At 57.3% G+C, this 23,722-nt stretch carries 23 protein-coding genes, 2 tRNA genes and 2 pseudogenes; 12 read left to right on the forward strand and 15 right to left on the reverse strand.

Annotation, left to right across the window (positions count from 1 at the left end; translation table 11 throughout):
* Nucleotides 1-186: 186 nt before the first annotated feature.
* Nucleotides 187-1,506, reverse strand: coding sequence for a nicotinate phosphoribosyltransferase (locus tag CAURIC_RS02865; RefSeq protein ID WP_035115589.1), 1,320 nt, complete (start codon nt 1,504-1,506; stop codon nt 187-189).
* Nucleotides 1,507-1,681: 175 nt separating this feature from the next.
* Here CAURIC_RS02865 and clpS point away from each other — a divergent pair, with 175 nt between their 5' ends.
* The 9 genes from clpS (at nt 1,682) to CAURIC_RS02910 (ending at nt 9,588) form a co-directional block, all read left to right on the forward strand.
* Nucleotides 1,682-1,987 (forward strand): ATP-dependent Clp protease adapter ClpS, encoded by a 306-nt coding sequence (gene clpS / locus CAURIC_RS02870; RefSeq protein ID WP_035115475.1) that lies wholly within the window; start codon nt 1,682-1,684, stop codon nt 1,985-1,987.
* Nucleotides 1,988-2,036: 49 nt separating this feature from the next.
* Nucleotides 2,037-2,657, forward strand: coding sequence for a DUF2017 domain-containing protein (locus tag CAURIC_RS02875; protein ID WP_035115478.1), 621 nt, complete (start codon nt 2,037-2,039; stop codon nt 2,655-2,657).
* Nucleotides 2,650-3,891 carry a P1 family peptidase gene (locus tag CAURIC_RS02880; RefSeq protein ID WP_172644090.1) on the forward strand — a complete coding sequence of 414 codons (1,242 nt, stop codon included), beginning with the start codon at nt 2,650-2,652 and terminating at the stop codon, nt 3,889-3,891. The genes CAURIC_RS02875 and CAURIC_RS02880 overlap by 8 nt, the downstream gene beginning before the upstream one ends.
* Complete coding sequence (locus tag CAURIC_RS02885) at nt 3,888-4,472, forward strand: rhomboid family intramembrane serine protease (RefSeq protein WP_290183284.1); 585 nt, start codon at nt 3,888-3,890, stop codon at nt 4,470-4,472. Before CAURIC_RS02880 ends, CAURIC_RS02885 begins: the two co-directional genes overlap by 4 nt.
* 202 nt (nt 4,473-4,674) lie before the next feature.
* Entirely contained in the window at nt 4,675-5,487 is an 813-nt protein-coding gene (gene murI / locus CAURIC_RS02890; protein ID WP_035115482.1) for a glutamate racemase, read from the forward strand.
* 211 nt (nt 5,488-5,698) lie between these two features.
* The gene (locus tag CAURIC_RS02895; RefSeq protein ID WP_172644091.1) at nt 5,699-6,502 is read left to right on the forward strand and encodes an MBL fold metallo-hydrolase; all 804 of its coding nucleotides are present in this window, start codon (nt 5,699-5,701) and stop codon (nt 6,500-6,502) included.
* 232 nt (nt 6,503-6,734) lie between these two features.
* Nucleotides 6,735-7,517, forward strand: a complete 783-nt coding sequence (gene rph, locus CAURIC_RS02900; protein WP_290183285.1) for a ribonuclease PH — start codon at nt 6,735-6,737, stop codon at nt 7,515-7,517.
* Nucleotides 7,518-7,520: 3 nt separating this feature from the next.
* The gene (locus CAURIC_RS02905; protein WP_035115486.1) at nt 7,521-8,171 is read left to right on the forward strand and encodes a non-canonical purine NTP pyrophosphatase; all 651 of its coding nucleotides are present in this window, start codon (nt 7,521-7,523) and stop codon (nt 8,169-8,171) included.
* Between the two features lie 115 nt (nt 8,172-8,286).
* Entirely contained in the window at nt 8,287-9,588 is a 1,302-nt protein-coding gene (locus tag CAURIC_RS02910; RefSeq protein ID WP_371440990.1) for an amidohydrolase, read from the forward strand.
* A gap of 152 nt (nt 9,589-9,740) precedes the next feature.
* Here the strand turns inward: CAURIC_RS02910 and CAURIC_RS02915 are convergent, their stop codons facing one another.
* The 4 genes from CAURIC_RS02915 to bcp form a co-directional block, all read right to left on the reverse strand.
* Nucleotides 9,741-10,097, reverse strand: coding sequence for a DUF3817 domain-containing protein (locus tag CAURIC_RS02915; RefSeq protein WP_035115491.1), 357 nt, complete (start codon nt 10,095-10,097; stop codon nt 9,741-9,743).
* Nucleotides 10,098-10,141: 44 nt separating this feature from the next.
* Nucleotides 10,142-10,585, reverse strand: a complete 444-nt coding sequence (locus CAURIC_RS02920; protein ID WP_052095146.1) for a hypothetical protein — start codon at nt 10,583-10,585, stop codon at nt 10,142-10,144.
* 49 nt (nt 10,586-10,634) lie between these two features.
* Nucleotides 10,635-10,716: transfer RNA gene (locus tag CAURIC_RS02925), tRNA-Leu, on the reverse strand.
* A 145-nt stretch (nt 10,717-10,861) separates the two neighbouring features.
* On the reverse strand, nt 10,862-11,344 hold the full coding sequence (bcp, locus tag CAURIC_RS02930; protein ID WP_035115494.1) for a thioredoxin-dependent thiol peroxidase: 483 nt from the start codon (nt 11,342-11,344) through the stop codon (nt 10,862-10,864).
* A gap of 88 nt (nt 11,345-11,432) precedes the next feature.
* Between bcp and CAURIC_RS02935 the strand changes: the two genes are divergently transcribed.
* Nucleotides 11,433-11,711 (forward strand): DUF3618 domain-containing protein, encoded by a 279-nt coding sequence (locus tag CAURIC_RS02935; RefSeq protein WP_035115497.1) that lies wholly within the window; start codon nt 11,433-11,435, stop codon nt 11,709-11,711.
* A gap of 36 nt (nt 11,712-11,747) precedes the next feature.
* Nucleotides 11,748-12,893, forward strand: coding sequence for an AbrB family transcriptional regulator (locus CAURIC_RS02940; RefSeq protein WP_235700815.1), 1,146 nt, complete (start codon nt 11,748-11,750; stop codon nt 12,891-12,893).
* 19 nt (nt 12,894-12,912) lie between these two features.
* Here CAURIC_RS02940 and CAURIC_RS02945 read toward each other — a convergent pair whose 3' ends face one another.
* The 9 genes and pseudogenes from CAURIC_RS02945 to CAURIC_RS02985 form a co-directional block, all read right to left on the reverse strand.
* Nucleotides 12,913-13,938, reverse strand: a complete 1,026-nt coding sequence (locus tag CAURIC_RS02945; protein ID WP_052095147.1) for an LLM class flavin-dependent oxidoreductase — start codon at nt 13,936-13,938, stop codon at nt 12,913-12,915.
* 142 nt (nt 13,939-14,080) lie between these two features.
* Nucleotides 14,081-14,953: a S1 family peptidase gene (locus tag CAURIC_RS02950; RefSeq protein WP_035115500.1), complete on the reverse strand. Its 873-nt coding sequence runs from the start codon at nt 14,951-14,953 to the stop codon at nt 14,081-14,083.
* A gap of 281 nt (nt 14,954-15,234) precedes the next feature.
* A pseudogene (locus tag CAURIC_RS02955) lies at nt 15,235-16,544 on the reverse strand (ISL3 family transposase).
* Between the two features lie 427 nt (nt 16,545-16,971).
* Nucleotides 16,972-17,265, reverse strand: coding sequence for a DNA methyltransferase (locus CAURIC_RS02960; protein ID WP_235700816.1), 294 nt, complete (start codon nt 17,263-17,265; stop codon nt 16,972-16,974).
* 188 nt (nt 17,266-17,453) lie between these two features.
* Nucleotides 17,454-17,849: a hypothetical protein gene (locus tag CAURIC_RS02965; RefSeq protein WP_035115509.1), complete on the reverse strand. Its 396-nt coding sequence runs from the start codon at nt 17,847-17,849 to the stop codon at nt 17,454-17,456.
* Nucleotides 17,836-18,285, reverse strand: a complete 450-nt coding sequence (locus CAURIC_RS02970) for a hypothetical protein (RefSeq protein WP_035115511.1) — start codon at nt 18,283-18,285, stop codon at nt 17,836-17,838. Before CAURIC_RS02970 ends, CAURIC_RS02965 begins: the two co-directional genes overlap by 14 nt.
* Nucleotides 18,286-18,311: 26 nt before the next feature.
* The gene (locus CAURIC_RS02975; protein WP_035115514.1) at nt 18,312-18,710 is read right to left on the reverse strand and encodes a hypothetical protein; all 399 of its coding nucleotides are present in this window, start codon (nt 18,708-18,710) and stop codon (nt 18,312-18,314) included.
* Between the two features lie 495 nt (nt 18,711-19,205).
* Nucleotides 19,206-20,491: pseudogene (locus tag CAURIC_RS02980) on the reverse strand (IS3 family transposase).
* A 285-nt stretch (nt 20,492-20,776) separates the two neighbouring features.
* Nucleotides 20,777-20,849, reverse strand: a tRNA-Lys gene (locus tag CAURIC_RS02985).
* 523 nt (nt 20,850-21,372) lie between these two features.
* Between CAURIC_RS02985 and CAURIC_RS02990 the strand changes: the two genes are divergently transcribed.
* Complete coding sequence (locus CAURIC_RS02990; RefSeq protein WP_290183286.1) at nt 21,373-22,809, forward strand: L,D-transpeptidase; 1,437 nt, start codon at nt 21,373-21,375, stop codon at nt 22,807-22,809.
* On the opposite strand, the gene CAURIC_RS02995 is transcribed toward CAURIC_RS02990, so the two are convergent.
* The gene (locus tag CAURIC_RS02995; protein WP_141739645.1) at nt 22,736-23,704 is read right to left on the reverse strand and encodes a phytoene/squalene synthase family protein; all 969 of its coding nucleotides are present in this window, start codon (nt 23,702-23,704) and stop codon (nt 22,736-22,738) included. The genes CAURIC_RS02990 and CAURIC_RS02995 overlap by 74 nt on opposite strands.
* Nucleotides 23,705-23,722: the final 18 nt, after the last annotated feature.

Below are 23,722 nucleotides of genomic sequence, written 5' to 3' on the forward strand. Positions count from 1 at the left end.
TTACGTCGATTGCCTTGCAGTTTTTGTCGATTGACTTGCAGTTTTACGTTGATTGACTGCGCGCTTGCACCGCTTGCTTTGCAGTTTTACGTTGATTGACTGCGCGCTTGCACCGCTTGCTTTGCAGTTTTACGTTGATTGACTGCGCGCTTGCACCGCTGAATAAGGGTGGCCAAACGGAGCCTATTACCCGGTGACGTGCCGTACGCTCAACGCTGGTTCGTCGCGAGTCAAAGCCAAGCCCTCCCACGGCAGGGTCACCAATTGCTTGGCCAAGTGATCGCGGGATTGCTCCAGGGTATCCAGCCCTTCGACGGTTTGCCCATCGCGCATCAGCGGAATGGTGAGCTGAACGGTGGGGAGATCGCCCGTATCGGGTGCGGGTGTATCGATCGGATAGCTGATCTCTTCGACCGCGGTACCGGTGGGGCGTGTCACGCGGACAGCGGCCTTAGCCCCGCCGACGCTCGCCTTCCCACGGGAGCGTTTTGCGACAGGAACACCATCGACTTCCACCAGCTTGTACACCAAACCGGCAGTGGGGGCGCCGGAACCGGTCACCACGCTGGTGCCCACGCCGAATGCATCCACGGGTTCACTGCGCAAAGCTGCGATGGAAAACTCATCCATGTCGGAGGAAACGACGATTTTAGTGTTTTTAGCACCCAGTTCGTCTAACTGTTTGCGTACCTGGCGGGTGAGCACACCGAGGTCGCCCGAGTCGATACGGACTGCACCTAGTTCGGGACCGGCAACCTTCACAGCAGTCTCTACACCCTTGGTGATGTCGTAGGTATCGACCAACAGGGTTGTGCTGGACCCCAGAGCCTCAATTTGTGCCCGGAAAGCGGCTTCTTCGTTTGGCGTGCCATCGGGGTCTGTATGCAACAGGGTCCACGCATGGGCAGCGGTGCCGCTGGACGGTACTCCGTAACGCTGCGAAGCTTCCATGTTGCTGGTTGCAGTGAATCCAGCCAGGTACGCCGCGCGTGCTGCCGACACCGCAGCGTATTCGTGGGTCCGTCGCGATCCCATCTCAATGAGCGGGCGCCCCTCCGCCGCGGTGACCATGCGTGCCGCGGCGGAGGCCACAGCCGAATCCGCATTGAGGATTGAGAGGATGACGGTTTCCAAGATCACGCATTCAGCAAAGGTGCCACGCACCGTCATGAGTGGGGACTGGGGAAAGTACAACTCGCCTTCCCGGTAGCCATCAATCTGCCCAGAGAAACGGTATTTCCGCAGGAAGTCCTTAGTTTCATCGTTGAGGAAGCTCATGTGGTCGACTTGATCATCGGTAAAGCGGAAATGCTTTACGGCCTCGAGTACACGGGCGGTTCCGGCTAGCACGCCATAACGCCGCTCGTTAGGTAGGCGCCGGGTGAATACCTCAAACGCGCACTGCCGGTGCGCAGTGCCGTCTAACAAAGCGGCCTGCAGCATCGTCAGCTCGTACATATCCGTCAACAAAGCGGACGACGGTACACAGTTGGTGCCAGGGAGAATTCCTGGTGTTACACCTGACGGTGATTGCTGGGCTGCATCGTGCGACGTTGGAGAACTTGTGCGGGGGGTCGAATCGTTCACGAAGTTGATTCTAGTCACGTGCTCGGACAGTGCTTGCGGACCCACCAACCCCGCAGGGCACACAGGATCGGGGAGGCGTCGGTATCCTAGGGGCATGACTTCACCCGCAGCACCCGCAGCTACTCCAGTTCAGGAGCGGTTACCCGAGACCGAGACGGAGGCCAACCTCCCTTGGATGTGTATTTGTTGGGATGACCCGGTCAACCTCATGAGTTACGTCACCTACGTATTCCAAACGGTTCTGGGATACTCCCGCAAGCGCGCAACAGAATTGATGATGCAGGTTCACAACGAAGGAAAAGCCGTAGTGAGCTCTGGGGAGCGCGACAAAGTGGAGGCCGATGTGAAGAAACTGCAAACCGCTGGCCTGTGGGCCACGATGCAACGTTCCGACGGATAGCGACCACCGCACCCCCGATGAATCTCAGACGAAGGAGCTGAGGAGACAGATGCAACCTTGGGCGAAAAAGAAAAGCGTTCTGCGAGGAACGCGCTATGTCACCGTGCTGGAGCCGATTGAGCGGGAAATGCTTGGTGATTCCGCAGCGACGGTCTCCGACAAACTCATGGAGCGAGTGCGAACCGCCCCCAAGGACGAACTCGCGGAACTCACGGGCATGCCTTCGGGCCACGCCGAGGCCCCTCATGAACTTGGGTTGCGGCGCATGTTGCCTTCGTTCTTTAAAGACGATGCCGAGTTGATGGATGGCGATGCCGCTTTGATGCGTCAGCTGCACGAGACCGACATCATCAAACGCAAACTCCTCAACCTGCAGTACGTGGTGACGATGCTGGGCCCCAACGGGTCCGTCAACATCTCCCTGTCGCCAGACGAGGTACAGCCGTGGCTGGGTGCCCTCGCTGATATTCGGCAGTATCACACCGCGCAGCTGGAGGAATTCCGTGTGACGCTGGAGGATAATTCCGATCAATTGATCGCCGCCAGCAATTATTTGGAGTGGCTGGGCTACCATCTGGATAGCTTGCTCACCGCGGTGATGGGCGAACTCGACGTGCCGGACGAGGGGGCCGACGGCCAAGAGGATACGGATAATGGCACCCATGATTGACCTTTTTGGCTGTCACATCGGGCCGACTAACGGCCTGACAGATATCGCGGGCCTGCGCGTGGGGCACGCTATCTGCGCAGATGGGCGAGGTGATTCGGGAACAACCGTCATTGTCGCACCGAAAGGGGCTATCGCCAGTGTGGATGTCCGTGGCGGGGGGCCAGGTACTCGCGAGACCGACTTGCTGGAACCGCACAACACGGTGCAACAAGTTCACGCGATCAGCTTGTCGGGTGGTTCTGCTTTTGGTCTTGACGCCGCCTCGGGGGTGATGGCCGAGCTGGAATCGAGGGGTATTGGTTTCCCCGTACTGGGGCCGGATCATCCAGACAAAGTCGTTCCCATCGTAGCTTCTGCGGTGATCTTTGACCTGCTGTTGGGCGACTGGCATTCGCGCCCGGATGCCGCCACAGGAAGAGCTGCCACTATAAACGCACTCGAGGGCGGTGCGCGCGGAGGTGCTACGCACGCGGGTGAACCCAGTGCTGAGGGGGATCTAGGTGCGCATTGGGGCATGGGCGCTGGTGGAGAACTCAACGTCGCTGAAACATCCCTCACCGGTGGAGAACTCAGCGCAGCTGAAGCATCCCTGTCCGGTGGAGAACTCAGCGCAGCTGAAACACTCAGCGCAATGGGCAACGTCGGTGCCGGACTGGGGGCGAGCGCCGGTGCGCTTAAAGGCGGATTTGGCCAGGCCAGCGCGGTTTTTCCCGACAATGGCCCGCTAGCTGGTGTGACTGTTGCTGCGGGAGTGGTTGTGAACCCCCAAGGTGCGGTGTTCAATCCGGTGGACGGCACGCTGTGGGGAATCGCAGCAGAACTCGATGAAGAGTTCCGCCATTACGGTGTGGGGCCAAATACCTCGATTAGCGCTCCAGCTGTTGAACGCTTGCGCGGGATGAATCGGCTGGGAACCAAGATGCTCAATACCACCATCGGGGTGGTGGCCACGGATCTGGACTTGTCGAAGTCCAGCGTCAAGCGCATGGCTCTTTCTGCCCATGATGGGCTGGCCAGAGCCATCCGTCCGTCGCACATGCCTATGGACGGGGATACCCTGTTCGGCCTTTCCACGGGAACAAAGCAGTTGGATGACAACGTTGAACTTCCTGTAGCGATGACGATGATCGCTGCGACCGCAGCCAGCTGTGTGGAACGCGCAATTGTGCATGCGGTGTTGGCGGCAGAAACTGCCTTCGATGTGCCCAGTTGGAAAGAAGCTACTGACCTATGAAAACCGCTCGCATCCGGAGCGCGATTTCCGCAACCGTGAGTTTCCTAGCCATCATTTGGATAATTCAATTTATCAATTTTTTATCCGGCATGCGGTTGACAGCCTATGGAATTCATCCCCTGACCCCGGAAGGGCTAGTGGGAATTATCTTGGCGCCATTTTTGCATGCTGATTTTGGTCACCTCATGGCGAACTCTTCTATCGCACTCATTGTGGTTTTCTTGGTTGCGCTATCCGGGCGGCGCGTATTGTGGTTGAGTTCTATTGTTATCGCACTAGTAGCCGGCATCGGCACATGGCTTTTCGGTGGTTCAGGCACCGTACACATTGGAGCCTCGGGCGTTATCTTCGGCTGGCTGACTTTTTTGATTGTGCGGGGATTGTTCACACGGCAATTGCTGCAAATTCTGCTGGGCGGGGTTGTGCTGTTTTCCTATGGTTCCGTGTTGTGGGGAGTATTGCCCACCACCCCGGGAGTAAGCTGGCAAGGACATCTATTCGGAGCAATCGGTGGACTCGTTGCCGCTTGGCTCGTGGGTCGAAGGAATTTGATGGCGGGGATGAGGGTGGCGTCGGTATAAAAAATGGTCGGCCACGTTGCACCGGCAATATATCGGCGAGTGATGTGGACCAGAAAAGACTAATAGCGAGAATGTCTAAGGCAAAGGGCCTCAGAGAGCTAAAAGAGTGCAGTGAAATAGAAACACCCTGAAAAGTGGCTTAACACAAGCAGGCGAGTGAACAAAAACACACTACAAACATCAAGACAGCAAGGGAGAAGCAGTGTCCAATAACGCGCCCATCGGCATTTTTGATAGCGGTGTGGGGGGACTGACTGTGGCGCGGGCGGTCGTGGACCTACTGCCGCGGGAAAATATCGTCTATATCGGTGATACCGCAAATTCGCCGTATGGAGATAAACCGTTGGCGCAGGTGCGGCAATTATCGACAGCTATTGCCGATGAGTTGGTGGAGCGCGGCTGCAAAATGATCGTGGTGGCCTGTAATTCGGCCAGCTCGGCTTTTATTCGGGACGCACGGGAGCGCTATCCAGTGCCAGTGGTCGAGGTGATTTTGCCCGCGGTGCGCCGTGCGGTTGCTGCGACCCGAAACGGGAAGGTGGGAGTGATCGGCACGCAGGCCACGGTGACCAGTGGGAGCTACCAGGACCTTTTTGCGGCTAGCCCCAACGTAGATGTCACGGCACAGGCCTGTCCGCAGTTTGTCCCGTTCGTGGAACGGGGAATTACTACCGGACGGCAGATTGTGGGGTTGGCGGAAAACTACTTGGAACCCCTGAAAGATGCAGATGTGGACACCGTGGTGTTGGGGTGCACGCATTACCCGTTGCTGGCTGGGGTGGTGCAGTTGGTGATGGGGGATGACGTGACGTTGGTGAACTCCGCTGATGAAACCGCGAAGATGGTCTACCGGCGGCTCAGCGAGCTGGACCTACTGGCGGATGAGGATCCGAATAGGAATGTGGAACTGGTGTTTGAGTCCACCGGGGATCCCACACGATTTGCCCATTTGGCGCAACGGTTCTTGGGCCCGGCGATCACGGATGTCTCGCGCATTCCAGATATGCTGCAGTAGCGATGGCGGGCGCGTTTGAGGCTAAGGGTTATGCAGATTCCAACAACCCAAGTGGTCCGGACGTGCTGCAATAGTGATAACGGCAATTGTAGTCGTCCGTTTATCCGCTCCGCGTGACGAATCCAAGTTTGGGGGAGCCAATGTGAGATTGCCCCAACTTAACCGTGGTTAATACCAAATTCTGCTGGAATTCATGTAACAATCTGCAGGTATGGAACTGGTAGTGCTCGGCTGCTCCGGCAGCGTTGCTGGCCCACAAGCGCCAGCCTCTGGATACCTAGTGCGCAGCGAGGGCACGGAAGACCTGTTGATGGATATCGGCCCTGGGGTTCTGGCAGCGATGCAGGCTGCCGGGGACATTGACCCTGCGCAATGCCACATGGCTTTTTCCCACATGCATGCTGATCACTGCCTGGATTTTCCCTCCCTTTTGGTGTGGCGCCGTTTCCATCCCACGGCTCCCTCTGGGCGGGTGCATGATTTGATCGGCCCGCGCATCGCGTTCGACCATTTGTCGCACGCAGCCGGCGATTTTCCCGATCAGCCGGATGATTTTTCCGATACCTTCGCCGTCTCTCACTATCGGGTGGGAACTTCTCAATTCGACGCCACGCGCTGGCCGTGTACGACCATGGGCGGATTACAGGTTTTTGCTGCCGAAGCAGTGCATACAACTGAGAGCTACCTCTTGCGAGTGCATGATACGCAGGGGGCGAGTGTGGTTTATACGGGTGATACTGCGTACACCGAACACCTTGTAAACCTCGCTCAGGGCGCGGATGTATTGGTGTGTGAAGCCACCTGGTGCGATCGCGATTCTGGCATGCCGCAGGGTATGCACATGAGTGGGCATGACGCCGGTAGGGTGGCGGCTGCAGCGGGAGTGGGGAAGCTCATCCTCACACACATTCCGCCGTGGGGCGATGCACAGTGTGCCTTGGCTGCGGCGAAGCAGCATTTTGACGGCCCAGCGGAAGTGGCCTACCCGGGGATGCGCGTGCGCTGGGGGATGTAGCTGCAGGGGGTTTCTCCGCTGTGCTCAGTGTGGCGAGTGTGCAGGGGTGTGCGGCGGGTGTGTGGCTGAACTTTGACTCAGTGTGATGAATGTGCAGCAGAAGTCCAACAAAAACGCGTCATTTTGTCGGAGTTCTGCTGCACATTGTGCGTGCAAGGGGTGGGGGATGTCGCGAGGGCCGGGGATGACCTGAGCGCGGGGGATGTCGCGAGCGGAACGTATGCTGGCAACCATGACTAATCCAGTAGGAAACAACACCGAATCAACAACGGCTTCGCCCGCGGATTTCAAGCGTGCCGATGGCCGTGCAGTCGATGAAATGCGCCCAGTACGCATCACTCGCGGATTCACTACGAACCCAGCAGGCAGTGTACTGGTGGAATTCGGTAACACCCGCGTGATGTGCACGGCCAGTGTGGAAATTGGCGTGCCCCGATTTAAGCGCGATTCCGGGGAGGGCTGGTTGACCGCGGAATACGCAATGTTGCCATCCTCTACGCACGAGCGCATGCCGCGCGAATCCATGAAGGGCAAGGTCAAGGGGCGGACTCATGAGATCTCCCGTCTGGTCGGACGCGCGCTGCGCGCGGCGGTGGACCTCACGCAACTCGGGGAGAACACGATTGCCATCGACTGTGATGTGCTGCAGGCTGATGGTGGTACGCGCACAGCTGCGATTACCGGCGCCTACGTAGCCCTGGCCGATGCTTTGAAGGTTTTGCAGGAACAGGGAGTAGTTCCCGGGGAACCACTGTTGCCGCCGGTGGCTGCCGTCAGTGTGGGCATTATCGATGGTGTTGCTTGCCTAGACTTGCCCTACGAGGAAGATTCGCGCGCGGACGTGGACATGAACGTGGTTATGACGGAGCAGGGGCGTTTTGTGGAGATCCAAGGCACAGGGGAGCATGCGGAGTTCGACCGCGCGGAACTCAATGCCATGTTGGATCTTGCCGAAGGCGGACTGCGCCAGTTGATCGAAGCCCAGAAACACGCTTTGGCCCAAGGGGAGGTATAGGTCGTGCGGGTCCTGGTGGCGTCGAGAAATAAAAAGAAACTAGCGGAGCTCAACCGACTGCTAGAGGCAGCAGAAGTGGCCGGCATCGAGCTGGTGAGTTTGGCGGAGGTGGAGGAATACCCTGAGACGCCCGAAACCGGGGCAACCTTCATCGATAATGCGAACATTAAAACTGCCGACGGTGTGCGGCACACCGGATTGCCAACAATTGCCGATGATTCCGGGTTGGCCGTGGATGAACTCAACGGTATGCCAGGTGTGCTGAGCGCGCGGTGGTGTGGCCGGCATGGCGATGACCAAGCTAATAATGATCTATTGCTGGCCCAGTTGTCCGATACACCCGATGAGCGGCGTGGGGCGCACTTCGTCTCGGCGTGCGTGTTGCAGCTGCCTAAGGAACTCGCTGACACACTGGGGATGCGCGAGATCTACGAGGTAGTCGGGCGCTGGGATGGACGCGTATTGCGCCAAGAGCAGGGTGAAAATGGATTTGGATACGATCCGCTGTTTAGCCCCGTGGAGCATCCAGGGAAATCCGCGGCTGAGTTGGCGCCGGCGCGAAAAGACGAGTTGTCTCACCGCGGAAAAGCACTGGCTCAACTGGTCACGGTGCTGGCGGAGCTGGCGGAAAAGAGTGCGAATTCTGCAGTATGATTAGGCAGAAAAGAAGTCAACCACCACTGCTGTAAGAAAGGATGCGTAAGTTCCCGTGACTGTATCGGGTAGCCCAGCTGGAATCGTCGACAACGCCCCCGCTGACCTGGAATGGATGGAGGACGTATACAAGTGGTTCCACGCCCACCCCGAGTTGTCCGGTGCGGAGGAACAGACAGCCAAGCGCATCCGTAAAGAATTAGAGCGGTTCCCAGATTGGCACATCACCCCGAACCTGGGTGGCTACGGCATTACTGCCGTGCTCCGCAACGGCGAGGGGCCCACAGTGTTGATGCGCGCGGATTTCGATGGATTGCCCGTTGCGGAGTCTACGGAAGTGGATTACGCCTCGAAGCATTCGCAGCTCAATGCCCAGGGTGAGCGTGTGCCCACGATGCACGCCTGTGGTCACGACCACCACACCACCAGTTTGCTGGGGGCGATGGCCGTGCTGGATTCGGTGCGCGATAAGTGGAGCGGCACTGTGGTCGCGTTGTTCCAGCCAGCGGAAGAGGCCTCAATTGGTGCCCACGGCATGGTGGCCGACGGGCTGACAAAGGCGATTCCGCACCCCGACGTGTGTTTGGCGCAGCACGTGGTGGCGGGGCCGGCGGGCACGGTGTACACCGCGCCGGGGCCGGTGATGACATCCTCGACGACGATCGAAATCACCCTGTTTGGCCGTGGCGCGCATGCATCAATGCCCCACCGCTCGGTGGATCCGGTGGTGTTGGCAGCTGCGACGGTGATGAAGCTGCAGACAATCGTCTCGCGTGAGGTGCCACCGAATAAGTTTGCGGTGATCACGGTGGCTTCGGTGGAGGCGGGTAAAGCCAATAACGTGATTCCCGATTCGGCTCGCATCGCGTTGAGCTGTCGCTTTTACGATGAGGACTTGCGCAAAAAGTGCGTAGAAGCCATCAAGCGCATTGTGCGTGCGGAGGCGATGGCGGCTGGGGCGGATCGTGATCCAGAATTCAAATTCGTGGGTCTTTTGGGGGCCACGGATAACACGGCTGAAGTCTACGACGTGATCCGTCCAGCGTTCGACGAAGCATTTGGCGAAGATTCCGTAGAGATGGAGCCGTGGACGGCCTCCGAGGACTTCCCAGTAATCCCGAAGGCATTCGGTGCGCCCTATATGCTGTGGACTGTGGGTATTACACCTCGTGCGCAGTGGACTAGGGCCGAGAACTCGGGCCGGTTGGATATCGATATCCCCACGAACCACAACCCGGGTTTCCTGCCGGACCTCGGGACGTTGCGTACGTCGATGCGTGCCGCTGCAGTGGGAATCTTGTCCTGCCTAGCCCACGATTGGCCAGAGCGCGACAAGGCCAAACCCACGATGGGCGCGGTTCCACCGACGGATGCGGAGATCGACGCAGTGGCAGTAGAAACAGCGCACGTCAACTAGGCCGGAGATATAGTCTATCGGGCGAGCTCACGCAAGCTTTGCCCGCACTAGGACGCGCCCGCTCCGAGCTCCTGCCGAGCTTCAGACGGTTCCGGCCCGCGTCGCGCTTCCCTGCGCCGCGGTCGTTTCGCGCTCGTGCCGGGCCAGCTTTTTTAGATGTGGAACTGGGCTTTTACTTCCTTGCGGCGGCGGTTTTCCACGTAGAAGCTCAAGAACGGGACCACACCAGCCAAGATAGTGGTGAGCCACTTCGTCGGCTCCCACCGCGCCTTTGTGCCCAAATCCAGGCACGCGATCATGTACACCATGAAAACCAAACCGTGCGCGGGCCCAATGAAAGCCAGCCAAGTTGGGAACTGATCTTGGCCGATGATCAAGTACTTGAAGATCATCTCCACAACCAAAATTAACAGCCAGATACCGGTGAAAAACGCCGCGAACGAGTAAAACTTCAGCGACTTTGCAACCCTTTGCTGTCGCTGCGGCGTTACTACTGGGGTGTTAGACATCTGGAATTATTCTCCTGTGGTGGGTTGGTTTGCTGCGGGGAGGGCTACTCTTGGGCGTCTTCTTGACTTCTCGACGCCCCGCTTATCCGACGATCGCGCCGACGAGTGTCTTGCCAATGATCGCCAACGGGCTCCGTGCGCTGCGCGAAGAAATCATCAGGAACCTCTGTCATGGAGTTCTTCACCTCATCCGGAACAGCGGCCTCATCGTTGCCGAGGGCACGTTCCTTTTCGTAGTGAATGTACTTGCGGTACGCCACCACGAAGAATACGCCGAACAACGGCCACTGGATTGCGTACCCCAAGTTTTGAAAAGTGCCACCGTTGGATTGCCACACATCCCATTGCCAGCGAGCCAAAAAGAGGGTGGCGATAACCGCGGCGATGAGGAAGGCAATCTGGACTATTCGAACGCGGAGGGGGAATGGGTTGCCCGTCTGCATAACGCGCACAGCGCGGGCATTATCTGGCTGCTGTGTATCGGCCATAATGAGAATTCTCCACGCCTGCCTTCATTCCAACAAGCTCGATGATGAGTGCGCCTGGGGAGACTTGAACTCCCACGTCATAAGACACTGGAACCTAAATCCAGCGCGTCTGCCAATTCCGCCACAGGCGCTAGCGTCCATGGCGGATGTAAGCCATGAACGCAGCAATATTAACACTTAGGTTAGCTACGGCGTAATCGCCGCCCGTTTAAGGCCTCGTGGGGATCGAAGTCGCCGCCTGTTTAAGGCCTCGTGGGGATCAAACCCGCCGGCCGCTTAAAGCTCTTTGATGATGCGGGCAACGTGGCCGGTGGCCTTGACGTTGTACTTCGCGGTGTGGATGATCCCTTCTTCGTCGATAACGAAGGTCGAACGGATCACACCTTGCACGATCTTGCCGTAGTTCTTCTTCTCACCGAAGGCCCCGTACGCAGTCATAACAGACTTGTCCGCATCGGAGAGCAGTGGGAATGTCAGTTCGTACTTATCGCGGAACTTCGCCAGCGCCTCCACACTATCGGGGGAGATGCCAACGACGTCGACGCGCTGATCGTTGAGTTCGGTCAAACTATCCCGGAAGTCACAGGCTTCGGTGGTGCATCCAGGGGTGTCAGCCTTGGGGTAGAAGTAGACGATGACCTTGCGTCCGCGGAAATCGGAAAGGCTCACTTTTTCGCCTTTGTCATCGGTCAAAGAGAATTCTGGGGCGGGATCGCCTGGGGATAGCCGGATCTGGTCGTTAGTGCTTTCGGTGGTCATGACAACCACAGTACGCGGGAATGATCTACAATGGCCGGGTAAAAGTTTGTTGAAAACATACGTAACCACATTTCAAGGGAGTATTTCCGTGGCCCGTAGTATCGATGCAATTCAGCGCGACATCGAGCGTTCGCGCAAGCAGCTCGCTAGGACTCTCGATGAGCTTGTCGTGCGCGCAGACCCGAAGAACCTGGCTGACGATGCTCGCGGTCAGGTCATGGACGTTGCCAAGGAGCCTAAGGTTCAGATGATCGTTGGCGGCGTGGTTGCTGGCATCGTCCTGATTGGCGCGCTGGCAGCTGGTGCCAAGCGTAAGGAGAAGAAGCAGATTAAGGAGATCCAGCGCCTTCTCGCTGCTACCCGCTAATTCCGGCTTCGGCTGGGATAGTGCAGCAGTATTGAGTTGTACAGCGGATTGATCAAAGCGACGAGGCCGAAATCCACCCCGTTGTGGCACCTTGGTGTGCTCACCGGGGTTTCCGTGTTGGGAGCCTTACTAGGACAACGCATCGGTGTGCCAGCGGCTTTTATCTTCAGCTTTCTGCTGGTGTTCGGCTGCTATGCGATATTCGCCGATCGGCAAATCACTCCGCCCAAAAAGGTCATGACTCCAGCGCAGGTCGTTATCGCCTTATTGTGCAGCGCGCCGCTGACTACTCTTCCCACCAGCCAGATCGCTCACTACGCGCTTCCCACCACACTGTCGCTCGTGGTCACGTTTATCGTTTGTGGTTTCGCCGCGTGGTCGTTGGTTCGGGTGAACCGACAGTCCCCAGCCACCAGTGTGCTCGCCACGCTTGCGGGGGGAGCCAGTGCGATGGTGATGCTTTCTCGGGAGCTGAATGCCGATACCCGCTTTGTCACGCTCACACAGTATCTGCGGCTTTCCGTGGTGGTGTTCACTTTGCCGGCTTTCGTCAGCTTGCTTTCTGGCCTCGGGGATTCGTCAGCGGGGATCAGCGGGGCGTCGGGTAAAAAAGATGCGATAGCGGGGCTGGCGACCAGCTGGCAAGGCCTAATGGGGTGTGTGGTGGCCGGTCTAACGGTGTGGGCGTTCACGAAGGTTACGGCGGGGTGGTTCACCGTGAGCTCGCCATACCTGCTGCTGACAATCGCATTTTCGGTGGTGGCCGTGAAGCTTTTGGGGGTACCGGGAGAGTTTATTACGCCAACGGGTGTGCTGGTGGATGCCGCGTACGCCATCATTGGTGTGCAGGCCGGTGGCACTTTGACCAAGGGAGCGCTGCGGCAATTCGCGCAGGCTCTGCCGGTGATCTTCGGGGTGATCGCTTTGATGATCGGCTCGTCGCTGGCAGCCGCATGGGTGATTGCGACAGTGTGGGGAGATACGCTGCTTGATGCATACTTGGCGACCGTGCCCGGTGGGGTTTATGCCGTGTTGGCTTTTGCCCACGAATCTGGCGGCGATCCACTGGTCACGGTGGTACAGGTCATGCGGGTGATTGCCATGTTGGTCGTGGGAGCTTATGCGCCGCAGATTGTTTCTTTTATTTCTCGACGCCACGCTGCCCCACCCCCGCGATCGTGACTAGGAGTTGGGGTGGTTTCTAAGCGAACCATTCCTGTGCCAGCAGATCCATCGAGCGCAGTGATTGTTCGGTGGATGGGGACTGCAAGGAAATCATCAGCTCGTCCGCGCGGGCGGTTTCGGCGAAACGATCCAGGTATGCGCCTACTTGATCCGGTGTGCCTACCGCGGAGTAGTGCAACATCTGCAGGATTTGCTGGCCCGCGGGGGAGTCGATGAGCATATCCAGTTCTTCTTCGCTGAGGGAACGGCCACGGCCGGCCATGACGCGGACGCGGTTACGGCAGACTTCCTCAAATTGTTTCTCGGCTTCGGCTTGGGTGCCGGCAGCGGTCACGTTGACGGCTGCAACCACGTAGGGCTCAGGGTGGCGGGCAGAGGGCTGATAGGTACTGCGGTAGACTTCCACAGCTTGCTCCAGCGCGGCGGGTGCAAAGTGCGAGGCGAAGCTGTAGGGCAGGCCCAGTTTCGCGGCTAGCTGAGCGCCAAACAGGGATGAGCCAAGTATGTAGAGGGGCACATTTGTGCCCTGGCCTGGGACTGCCGTCACCCCAGGGATGGCAGATTCACGACCGAAGTACGCCGCCAGTTCTTGCACATCCTGCGGGAAACGGTCTGCAGCGCCGGGGGATCGGCGGAGGGCTTGAACTGTCCTTTGATCCGTACCGGGGGCGCGGCCCAGGCCGAGGTCAATGCGACCGGGATAGAGCTCCGCGAGGGTGCCGAATTGCTCGGCGATGACCAGCGGGGAGTGATTGGGAAGCATCACACCGCCGGCGCCCAAGTTGATGTGGCTGGTGTGAGCACCCACATGGGAAATCAGGACAGCTGGGGAGGAGCTGGCGATGGACTTCATGTTGTGGTGCTCGGCGTACCAAATGCGCTTGTATCCTAAGCGCTCAGCGTTCTGAGCCAGCTGCACCGAACGGCGGAATGCATCTGAGGGGCGCTCCCCCTTATAGACCGTCGCGAAATCGATGAGCGAGAGCGGAATCTGGTTCCGGCCGCGCGGCGAATCGGTCGAGGGTGCAGATGCATTCGTCATAATTGGTTTCTCCTATTATCCAGGTGCCGTTAAGTAGGTGTTTTTACTTAGGTGCTGTATGCATAACCAACTATAAGTTCGTAGTATTCCTGGCCCCGGGTGCGGTGGGTGAACGGTTGCCCCGGGTGCGGTGGGTGAACCGTTAGAAGCTCGAAAGGCGCGCGCTAAGGTTCGCACCTGGTCGAGTGGGGGCCTGGTTCGAGGCCGGTTTGATACCCGTTGTTTCCCGTACCCAATCGGCGTAGTGCTGCACGTCGACGGCCTTGGACTCTGCGTATGGATCGGCCCAGACGGAGTGCGACCCAATGACATTGACGCCCATGATTCGCCCCTTGTCGTCGAACACTGGGCCGCCGGAATCACCGTGGTTCGATCCACCGGTCACTCCGCGCATCACGAAGACGTGTCCCGCGTTGATGTGATCTTCTTGTCCAATCACTTTGAGTTCAGCCTTTCGCAGCCATGTGACGGGCGCGTCTTGGAATCCTTTGCCGTAACCGTAGAGTTCCACTTTCTGGTCTTTGACAAACGGATGGTTATCCAAGAGCGTTGGGTAGTTGTGGAGCTGGTGGGCGGTGGCGACGTGCAGTAGTGCAATGTCTGCGTGAGAGTGCTTGACGTACTTGTCCACCCGGGTTGCCGCGCCGGGTTGTTCCTTGTTGTTGGAGTAGAACACCTTGAGGACATCCACTGGAACGTCGGGGGAGGAGTAGGTTTCACCCTCCACACAGTGCGCAGCGGTCAGAATCCATTGATCGTTGAGTGCTGTGCCCGTGCAGCGGTGCGGGGTTCCATCGGGCTTGTCGTAAATGTGGATTTGGACGACATCGGGACGAGTGGCCTTTTCACCTTTCGAAATCGCTTGAGCGGCAGGAATCTCGGGTAGAGCTGAACCTGTCACCACCGTGATCGTGAAAAGCACCGCGGTGGCAATGGAGCCCAGCGCTGCGTTCTTTGCGTGGGTGCGGTTCTTACGGCAGAGGGGATTGATTCGATGTAGAAAGGTGCTCACCATTCATCTCCATGGCAATAGTTCGGTTAAATGAAAACTATTGTAGATAATGCAGGGGGTGGAGATGTGTTGGGTCTTACTTAAGGACGGTGGCGGCCGACGGTCTCGATAATCAAATAGTTTCTTTCGTTCAATGCGGCGCGCAATTCGGCAATTGACCAGGGGGTTTATGCCGAGTATGCGGTGCGATCAACGTGATCTCGCTCCTGTGCAGCGTGTTGCCCAGTAACATGTGGTTCACTCTAGGTCTTCAGCATGAGCTGGGATTGGTGGCCCTTCCGGATTTAGAGTGCGTTGATCCTGCCCTGCAGCTGTCCGGAGTGGATCAGTGACCGCAAGATGTAGTGGTTGAGATTCCTGAAACCCAGTGCGATGCCGCGCAGGTGCTCGAGCCGTCCGTTGATCGCCTCGACCGGACCATTGGATGCGCCGGTATCGAAGTACGCGAGGATCTCGGCCCGGCGTTTCCACATTGTCCGGCCCAGCTGGCCGAGCTCCTGGACCCCGGCCGGGGTGACCTTTCCGGATCCGGCACATCACCTTGTACATCCAGCGCTTCCCGACCCGACGGTCGGGATGCTCATACGCTGCGATGATGTCCTGATACACCCAGTGGGTGACGTCGACCGCGGTGTGCCGCTCGTCAGCGAACACCGCGTCCAGCTTCGCTTTCTGCTTGTCGGTCAACAGTCCCATCCGGGTCAACAAGATCCGACGCACCCCGTACAGAAGATCCCCTGACCTGCCGCGATGCCCGCACGTGTCCTGCTGGATCCGTTGCCGGGTCACAGTGAGCTTGTCAGCGGCCAGATGCACCACATGGAACGGATCCATCACCTTCCTCGCTGTGGGCAGCTGCTCGGTGGTGGCGGTGTGGTAACCGGCGAACCTATCCATCGCCACGACTTTCACCCGGTCACGGAAGGACTTCTCCCGGGCGGCGAGCCAGCGACGCAACACCTCAGCGGACCGGCCCGGCACCATGTCCAGCAGCCGGGCAGGCCCGGTGCCATCCACGTTGGGGGTCAGATCGACGATGACGGTGACGAAGCCGGGGTGCCGTCGCCGCGGCGGTGTTTCCACTTGTGCTCATCGACCCCCAGCACGCGGACGCCGGCCAGGTGGGTGGGATCGGAGTAGACCAGCTCACGGGCCTGATCCAGGGCAACCTGGTTGACCAGATCCCACCCGATGCCCAGGGACGTCGAGATCACGGCAACACTCATCCGGTCGATGGCCAGGCGTTGGAGGATCCAGCGCGTGGCGAGCGGGCGGTGAGCTTGGCTTTCGGCTTCGCGCACGTCAGTTGCTGCTGGAAAATCTTCACCGTGCACGCGGTGTTGGTGCAGGTCAACCGTGGTACCCGGATCCGTAACCGGGTGGGATGCCCGACGACGGGCAGGTCGACGAGCTGCCGGACCCGGTGATCACGCAGCCGCCCTTCCATCCCGCAGGTTGTGCACGAGGGGTCCACGGTGGCCGGGCGGCAGGTGATCCACGTGTGGTGTTCATCGATCGCGGCACCGGTGATCGTCAGGCCGAGTTCGACGGTGCGGATGATGGTGTCAGCGACAACAGACGTAGAATCGGGCATAGGTCCTCGGGGCGAAAGATGGTTGTGTGGTAACTCCCATCTTCGCACCGGGGACCCCTATATCTTGTGGTGGGTCCCGACTCTCATGTGTGTTCTCTCATCCCGGCTACGCACCCTAAGTTCGGAAGAGCCAGTTTGTGGAGGTGGCGGTAGAGCCATGCTGCCCAGAAGTTCCCTACCGCGGCGGTTTGGGGGATGGGGATGGTGAGGTCTTCGGAGATGTTGGTGCAGAGTTCTCGGAGTCGGGCTTGGGTCTCAGTGAGGTATGTGAGTTGTGTGTCGTTGGTGGGGCTGCTGGGGCCGGTGGTGTTGGTGCGCACGCCTGTTTGTGATGTGCGGGCCGAGTGGTAGCGGGTTTCCCAGACTTCGGTTTGGAGGTGGTGGAGGTGGGTGGCGAGGTGTCGGAGGAGTGGGGCGAGGCTGTCGGTCATGGTTGGGTGGCCTTTTCCTGGTCTTGTTGGAGTAGGTTGACGGCTGTTTGGGTGTGGTCGGGGTCGATTTCGAAGCCGATGGCTGTGCGTCCGAGGTTTCTGGTGGCGCGGAGTGTGGCTCCCGATCCGGCGAAGGGGTCGATGATTGTCCAGTCGGGTGGGTAGTGTTGGATGAGCCATTCCATGAGTTCGACTGGTTTGGGTGTGGGGTGGTTTGGGCGTTGTTTGCTGCCGGATGGGTAGGCGTTTATGTGGGTGTGGTTTTTCCAGTTGTCGTTGATTAGACTCACATTATCGAACCTGAGTTCTATTTCCATGTGGTGAGTATAGCTCCACCCCGCGCCCTGACCAGACATGAGTGAAGCCCCGCTGCTTATATGCGGGGCTTAGGGTTAGAATTTGGTGCGAAAAATACTGCCACCCACAACGAACAACATGTGGAGGCGGTATTTAGGGGCCTGCTCGAACTTGCTAGAGGTTAGCCAGGAGTTTCCTCGTACTCGTATGGCATCTTGTGTATATCAGGGTATGGAGCAACCATAATCCCCATAAGATAGCCACTTTTGTCTTTTTGGAAAATGTAGTCACTAAGACGGGCTGTATCTACATCTTGTGGCAACGGATAGCCACCGAACTCTTGCGTCAGATCACTGGTGTACGAACCTGTAGCTTCAAGCAGCTGTAGGTCTTTATGCGCAAGCACTTTATCCATCACGTCTTGCAGCTGCTCGCGTGTCAGTGTTTCGTCATCGTATCCAACGTCATTGACGACATAGACGAGATTGACCCAATCGTCTTCTGCTCGGAACCAGTCTATGACCGCATCGTAGGTCTCTTCAGATGTGAGAATTTTGTTTGGTTTATCGGGTGACATGGACTTTGTAACCTACGTGACCGCCGGATTTGTTTTGCAGATCAATAGTGTATCCACCCGACCTGGAGAATGACCTGAATGTGGCGATTGACCCATCTTCGGGTAGCGGGAACTGATTGTCGCTGACAATCTCGGGGTTCGGTTTATGGTCCATGTCGAGTAGTGCTGTTGATCCAGTGATGTAGCACCATGCATCCCATACCGCTGCGTCATCTTTGGCTTGCCATGTGTAGCTTTTGGATTTTACTGGCGCTCCGAATCGTTTATCGAATTCGGCTTTTACCTGAGGGAAGCCGTTGGCGATTCCATAGTTAGTTCCTGCACAGGTTTTTAAGTTGCTTGGGACTGCGGTCGCAGTGGGAGCGGTTGCTACTACCGCGCCCAGGGAGCAGCTTACGGCGAGGAGGGCTGCGGAGATTTTTCGTTTGTTGAACATGTCGATCCCTTTCGGTTTCGTGGTTTTTAGCAGGTGACTACGCGTTGGACGTTTCGGCGCCATGGGCCCCAGCCTGCGTATCCGATGTTGTGCTGTGTTCCTTTGCTGACGGTTTCACATGCGGATGCTTTGTCATGGTCGTAGTAGACCTTGATTGCTAGGTCCGCTTGGCAGTTGTTGGTTACTTGTGTGAAGCCTTTGCTTTCGCGCCAGCTAATGCAGTTCGGTGCTGGCTGTTCAGCTTGGTACATGTCGATCACCAGTGGTCGATCCCCCTTTGAGAATGTCGCAGTTTCGCCCGCCTGTAGTGTCTCTGTTTTTTCTACTTCAGGGGCAGTTTGTGCGGATGCGATGGTGAGGGAGGTCAGCGGAAATGCTAGCCCGATGGCCAACGCTGCGATTCTCGTTACTGTTTTGGTTGGCACGATAGTGACTCCTGTGGTGGCTAGTGATTTTGGCCTTGATGCCGAGCGAATTGAGATTTTTTCATGCGCAGCAAGGCTTATGCTATCCATTAGAAACAGGCGCTGGCAGGGCGAAATGCCTGGTTTTTCTCTTTTGCCCCCGGACGGGGTGTGTCCCTTAATTCTTTTTATCCACGTTTCAACAACTGCATATATTTAATATTTCATTCTTGATAGATATTGCGGCGGTTGATAGATCCGGTAGATGTCCGTGTTCGGCGACCAGTGCGTCCCAGATGGGTGTTGGTTCGTCCAGGTCGTGTGTGTCGCCGTTGAGGACGATGGAGTCGCAGAAGATTTCGACTAGGGCGATGAATAGATTGCGGATGTTTTCGTGGGAGTTTCCTCGCCATTCATCGAGGGTGGCGAAGTTGTCCATTGCTTTGGCTTGTCATGTGCAGCTTTTGGACAGTGGTGCCATGTGAACTGGCCCCCGAAAGTTGGACTGGTTTAATTCTAGGCGGTTTGGGTTTCAAGGGTCTGGTTCCGATAGTGCATCGGAGTCAGGCCCTTGAGTCGTTTTTGGATTCGTTCGTGGTTGTACCAGTAGATGTATTCATCGAGTGCGTGGTAGAACTCATCGAGGCTGGTAAATGTTTCACCGTGGTACATCTCTGTCTTGAGGTGCCCGAAGAAATTTTCCATCACCGCGTTGTCAAAACAGTTGCCTTTCCTTGACATCGACTGTGTGCCGCCGATACCTGTAATCAGGCTGCGCCAGCTGGAATGCTGGTACTGGAATCCTTGATCCGTATGCACCAGCAGTCCTTGGCCTGGTGATTCTTGCGCGATAGCATCACGCAACGACTGTGACGTCAATGCGGTATTCGGTGAAGTCGACACGATCGACCGATCGAATAGGTCCATGATTGGTGATAGGTAGACTTTGGTGCCGACAATGCGAAACTCGGTAACATCGCTTACCCACACCATGTTTAGTTTATCGGGTGTGAACTGTCGATCCAGCACGTTTTTGGTGATATGACTAACAGTGCCTTTGTACGAGTTATATTTCTTCTTCACTCTGACCTTGGATTTCAGTCCTAACTCGTCCATGAGCTTGTAGACCAGCTTATGGTTGACGACCCAGCCTTGGCGGCGCAGCTGGGCATGGACTCGCCGGTAGCCATAACGGTGGTGCATGCACTCGAAGATGTCGCCGATGGCCTGCTTAAGCTGGGCATGCTTATCAGCCATGGAGAGGCGTTGTTGGTGATAGAAGAATGTTGACCTAGCAAGACCTGCCGCAACCAGCAGATCTTGCTAGGCGGTGGGCTGACTTGAGGATGACGATAGCTTTGGCCTTTACCCTCGTTTCTGGTTCCTCAAGTCCCGCAATTTTTTTAAGTACGCATTTTCCGCCCGCAGTTTCTCCACCTCGCGACGCAACCGATCCTCCTCGGTCGCTGTCTTCGCAGGTGAACTGCCTTTCGGTCGTCCCTTCGGCTTCGGTCGCAAAGCTTCATCACCACCTGCACGCCAGGCCCGCACCCAACCCGTCACGAGTTGATCAGAGGACAAACCGAACTCACGGGCAAGCTCCATCTTGGACTGGCCGGAATTGAAACGATCGACAATGTCCTTCTTCACTTCGAAGGAAAACTGCTGCTTAGTTGGTTTCTCCACAAGACACAGCCTGCCATGAAGTTTGAACCGACGCTCAAAACTCTTCACCGCATACAGGCTAACCCCTAAACGATTAGCTGCCGCCGTGTAGCCCAGACCCTGTTCAAACAGTTCAACCAACTGCTCTCGCTGAAACTCACTCAGAGAACTTCGTGCTCTCAAAAGAAATTACTCCCCACTAGTCGGAAACTGATTTCTCAGTCCAACTAATGGGGAGCAGTTCGCTTATGCTCCCTGTGGCGGGGGTCTTTTTGCGTTTCGGGTGACGACGACGTGACGACATTTTGACGACAATAGGCACTAAAATAGGCTAAAACACACCGAAATCCAACACGTGCAGAAAACACGAAAAACCCCGCCCTACCAGCTATTTAGCCTGATAAGACGGGGTATCTAAAATGTGGGCCATCAGGGACTCGAACCCCGAACCCGCTGATTAAGAGTCAGCTGCTCTGCCAGTTGAGCTAATGGCCCTTGTGTTGAACACGCTGTGTTAAAACACTGTGCAATAAGCACTTGGCTGTTGCCTCCGTGCTCGTTGGCAACGAAAAGAACTCTATACCGTATGGGTGAATCTTTACAAATCGCCAGCTCAGTTAGTGTTTCGTGGGGCTTGATTGTGCAAGGGAGAATGAGCCTGTGGCGGTCGGGAGCATTGCTCGGAGGAGCGAGTGCCGGACGGGGTTCGGTTCGGTCCGGTTGGGCGCGGGTTGATTGCTGGCTGGGTTCGGGTTGGCTGCAGGCCGGTTGCCGGACGGGGTCCGGTTGGGTGCAAGTCGGGTGAAGGGTACACGAGAGGCGAGGCGGTAACGATTTGGCCACAATCGAACAGTGTCAAGAGTTTCTGGTAACGCGATGTCGGACATGGGCGGTATGGTCCATGTATCAGATTTAAGCATTGGTATCGCATGGCCCTGTGTGGGTTGTGCGGCCTAAAACCGCACTGGTTACCTGCGGATTCCCACACGGCACTACCAACTTTCGCAGTCGGAGCACGATGAACTTGAACACCCCGATGTTTTCGCCGCGCGCAATGCGGCACTCAGCTACTTCACGATCAGCCGAGCGTGAAACCGCCCAGGGCACCGTTCGTGGTGGATCCACCCCTCCACCGGCTTCTGGGGTTGTTTTTCGTCACAGCAAGGGTCGCGACCATAAGAATTCTCACCACAATGATCACGACCACAATGACCGTCACCACAATGACCGTCACCACAATGACCGTCACCACAAGGATCCCAACTACAAGGGTCGTCGCTGGGGTGCGCGCGGCGTTACCGCCGCGGCGCTCAGCGGCCTGTTGCTGGTCTCTGGATGCACCATCGACAATGACGGTTCTGCCGAACAATCGTCAGGTCGCACCGAGGAGAAGACCTCCAAGCCCACCAGCGAGGTCAAGGGCAAGCTTTCCACAAATGTGAAAGATGGCGCGCAGGACTGGGGCGTCAATAAGAAAATCAAGGTGACAAGCGAAAAGCAGATCGCGGCCGCAACCATAACGGACGTGTCCGGAAACACGGTCGAGGGGAAGCTTAACGACGACAAGACCGAGTGGGTATCCACCGGGGACCTGCAGTTCGGAACTACTTACACGCTGACAGCGAAAGCTGGTGATAAAGAGATCAGCCGAACGTTCACCACTCAGGTCGCCCAAGCACTAGCTAGCACTGCACTAGCGCCCCTCGATGGTGCGACCGTCGGGGTGGCCCAAACTATTTCGTTGATTTTCGATACACCGATTCCCGACCGAAAAGCCGTGGAAAAGGCCATCGAGGTGAAAACGGATAACAACACCGAGGGGGCCTTTTACTGGCTAAATGATCGCATGGTGCGTTGGCGCCCGAAGGACTACTGGGAGCCCGGTACGAAGGTATCGGTAAAGACTCATCTGCGCGGTGTTGATCTGGGCAATGGAACGTTTGCGACCGAAGAACGCAATGCGGATTTCACTATCGGTGATGACGTGCGGGCCATCGTCGACGACAAAACCAAGATGATGGACATCTTCAAAAACGGCAAGAAAATCAAGACCATGCCAACATCCAATGGCCGCGATGGTGAATTTGCCACGCCAAACGGTGTGTACACGGTGGGTGAACAACATGAGCATCTGATGATGGATTCCACGACGTACGGCCTAGCGCTGGATGCCGGTGGATACCAAACCCAGGTGGCCTATGCGACCCAAATGAGCTACTCCGGCATCTACATCCATGGTGCACCGTGGAGCGAGTGGGCGCAGGGGTCGCAAAACACGTCCCACGGCTGCATTAACGTTTCCGTCCCCAACGCTCAGTGGGTGTTCGAAAACATTAAGCGTGGCGATATCGTCGAGGTGAAAAACACCTCGGGAGATAAACTCAACGGGATGGATGGCCTAGGCGACTGGATGATTCCATGGGAGAAGTGGAAGGCCGGAAACGCCGACCAGTAACCCGTAGTTGAGCCCGTGCCACGATGCGGAGTTTATGGCGATTGGGGATCCGCACCCGTTCGCGGGCGATTACATGAGCGGGGGTGCGATCCAGTTTCTCGGTGAGCTCGGCGAACAGATCGTGCGCCAGAACAACTCCGCTGAAAGCCTGCTCGGGCAGCAGATGAATGCCCCCTTGGGCGGTGCGCAATTCACTGCGTATCTCCTGGACGATGGCGGTTTTGGCCTGTTCCGTGAGCCCTCCGTCAACAAGCTGCGGAAGATAGAACCGCGCTAAAGCCGCAGAATCGTGGCGATAATCACGAAGGAAGTTAACTTTCTGGAACGCCGAGCCCAGGGCATAGGCAGCACGCTCTGTAGTCTGCTTTTCCGCATCGGTGAGAACCCGGCCGTTGGCTTCTGAGGTTTTCAGAAACACGGCGTTGCACATCCACCCGATGACACCGGCGGAGCCATGAATGTACTCTGCAGCTTCGCGCGACGTGTAGGACGTGGGCCCGCAGCTAGCTGCGCTGTGGGCATCCAACCGCATGGAATGGAAGAAATCGCGGATATGCTGCGTGTTGATTTCAGCCCACCGCGCGGTATTCGTGAATGCCTGGAGAATGAGGTCGGGGCTGAACCCGTCTTGGAGGGCAGTTAGCGTGGAGCGCTCGTACTCATCGAGGACGTCGAGCACCCTTTCAGCGGATAGACCTGCGCCAGACGCCGCACCATCCACGATTTCGTCCGCCACTCGCACCATCCCATAGATGTTGCGAATGTGGGTGCGAACCGGCTCGTCAAGTATTCGGCTGGCCAAGGAAAAACTCGACGAATATGAACTGATGACATCTGCGGCGATTGTTTCCGCCACACGCGAGTACTGCATAAAGGCAGCGGGAAAAGCTCTCATGATGGAACCCACTGTAGC

Origin of the sequence: Corynebacterium auriscanis (genome assembly GCF_030408435.1) — a bacterium.
Classification (GTDB): domain Bacteria; phylum Actinomycetota; class Actinomycetes; order Mycobacteriales; family Mycobacteriaceae; genus Corynebacterium; species Corynebacterium auriscanis.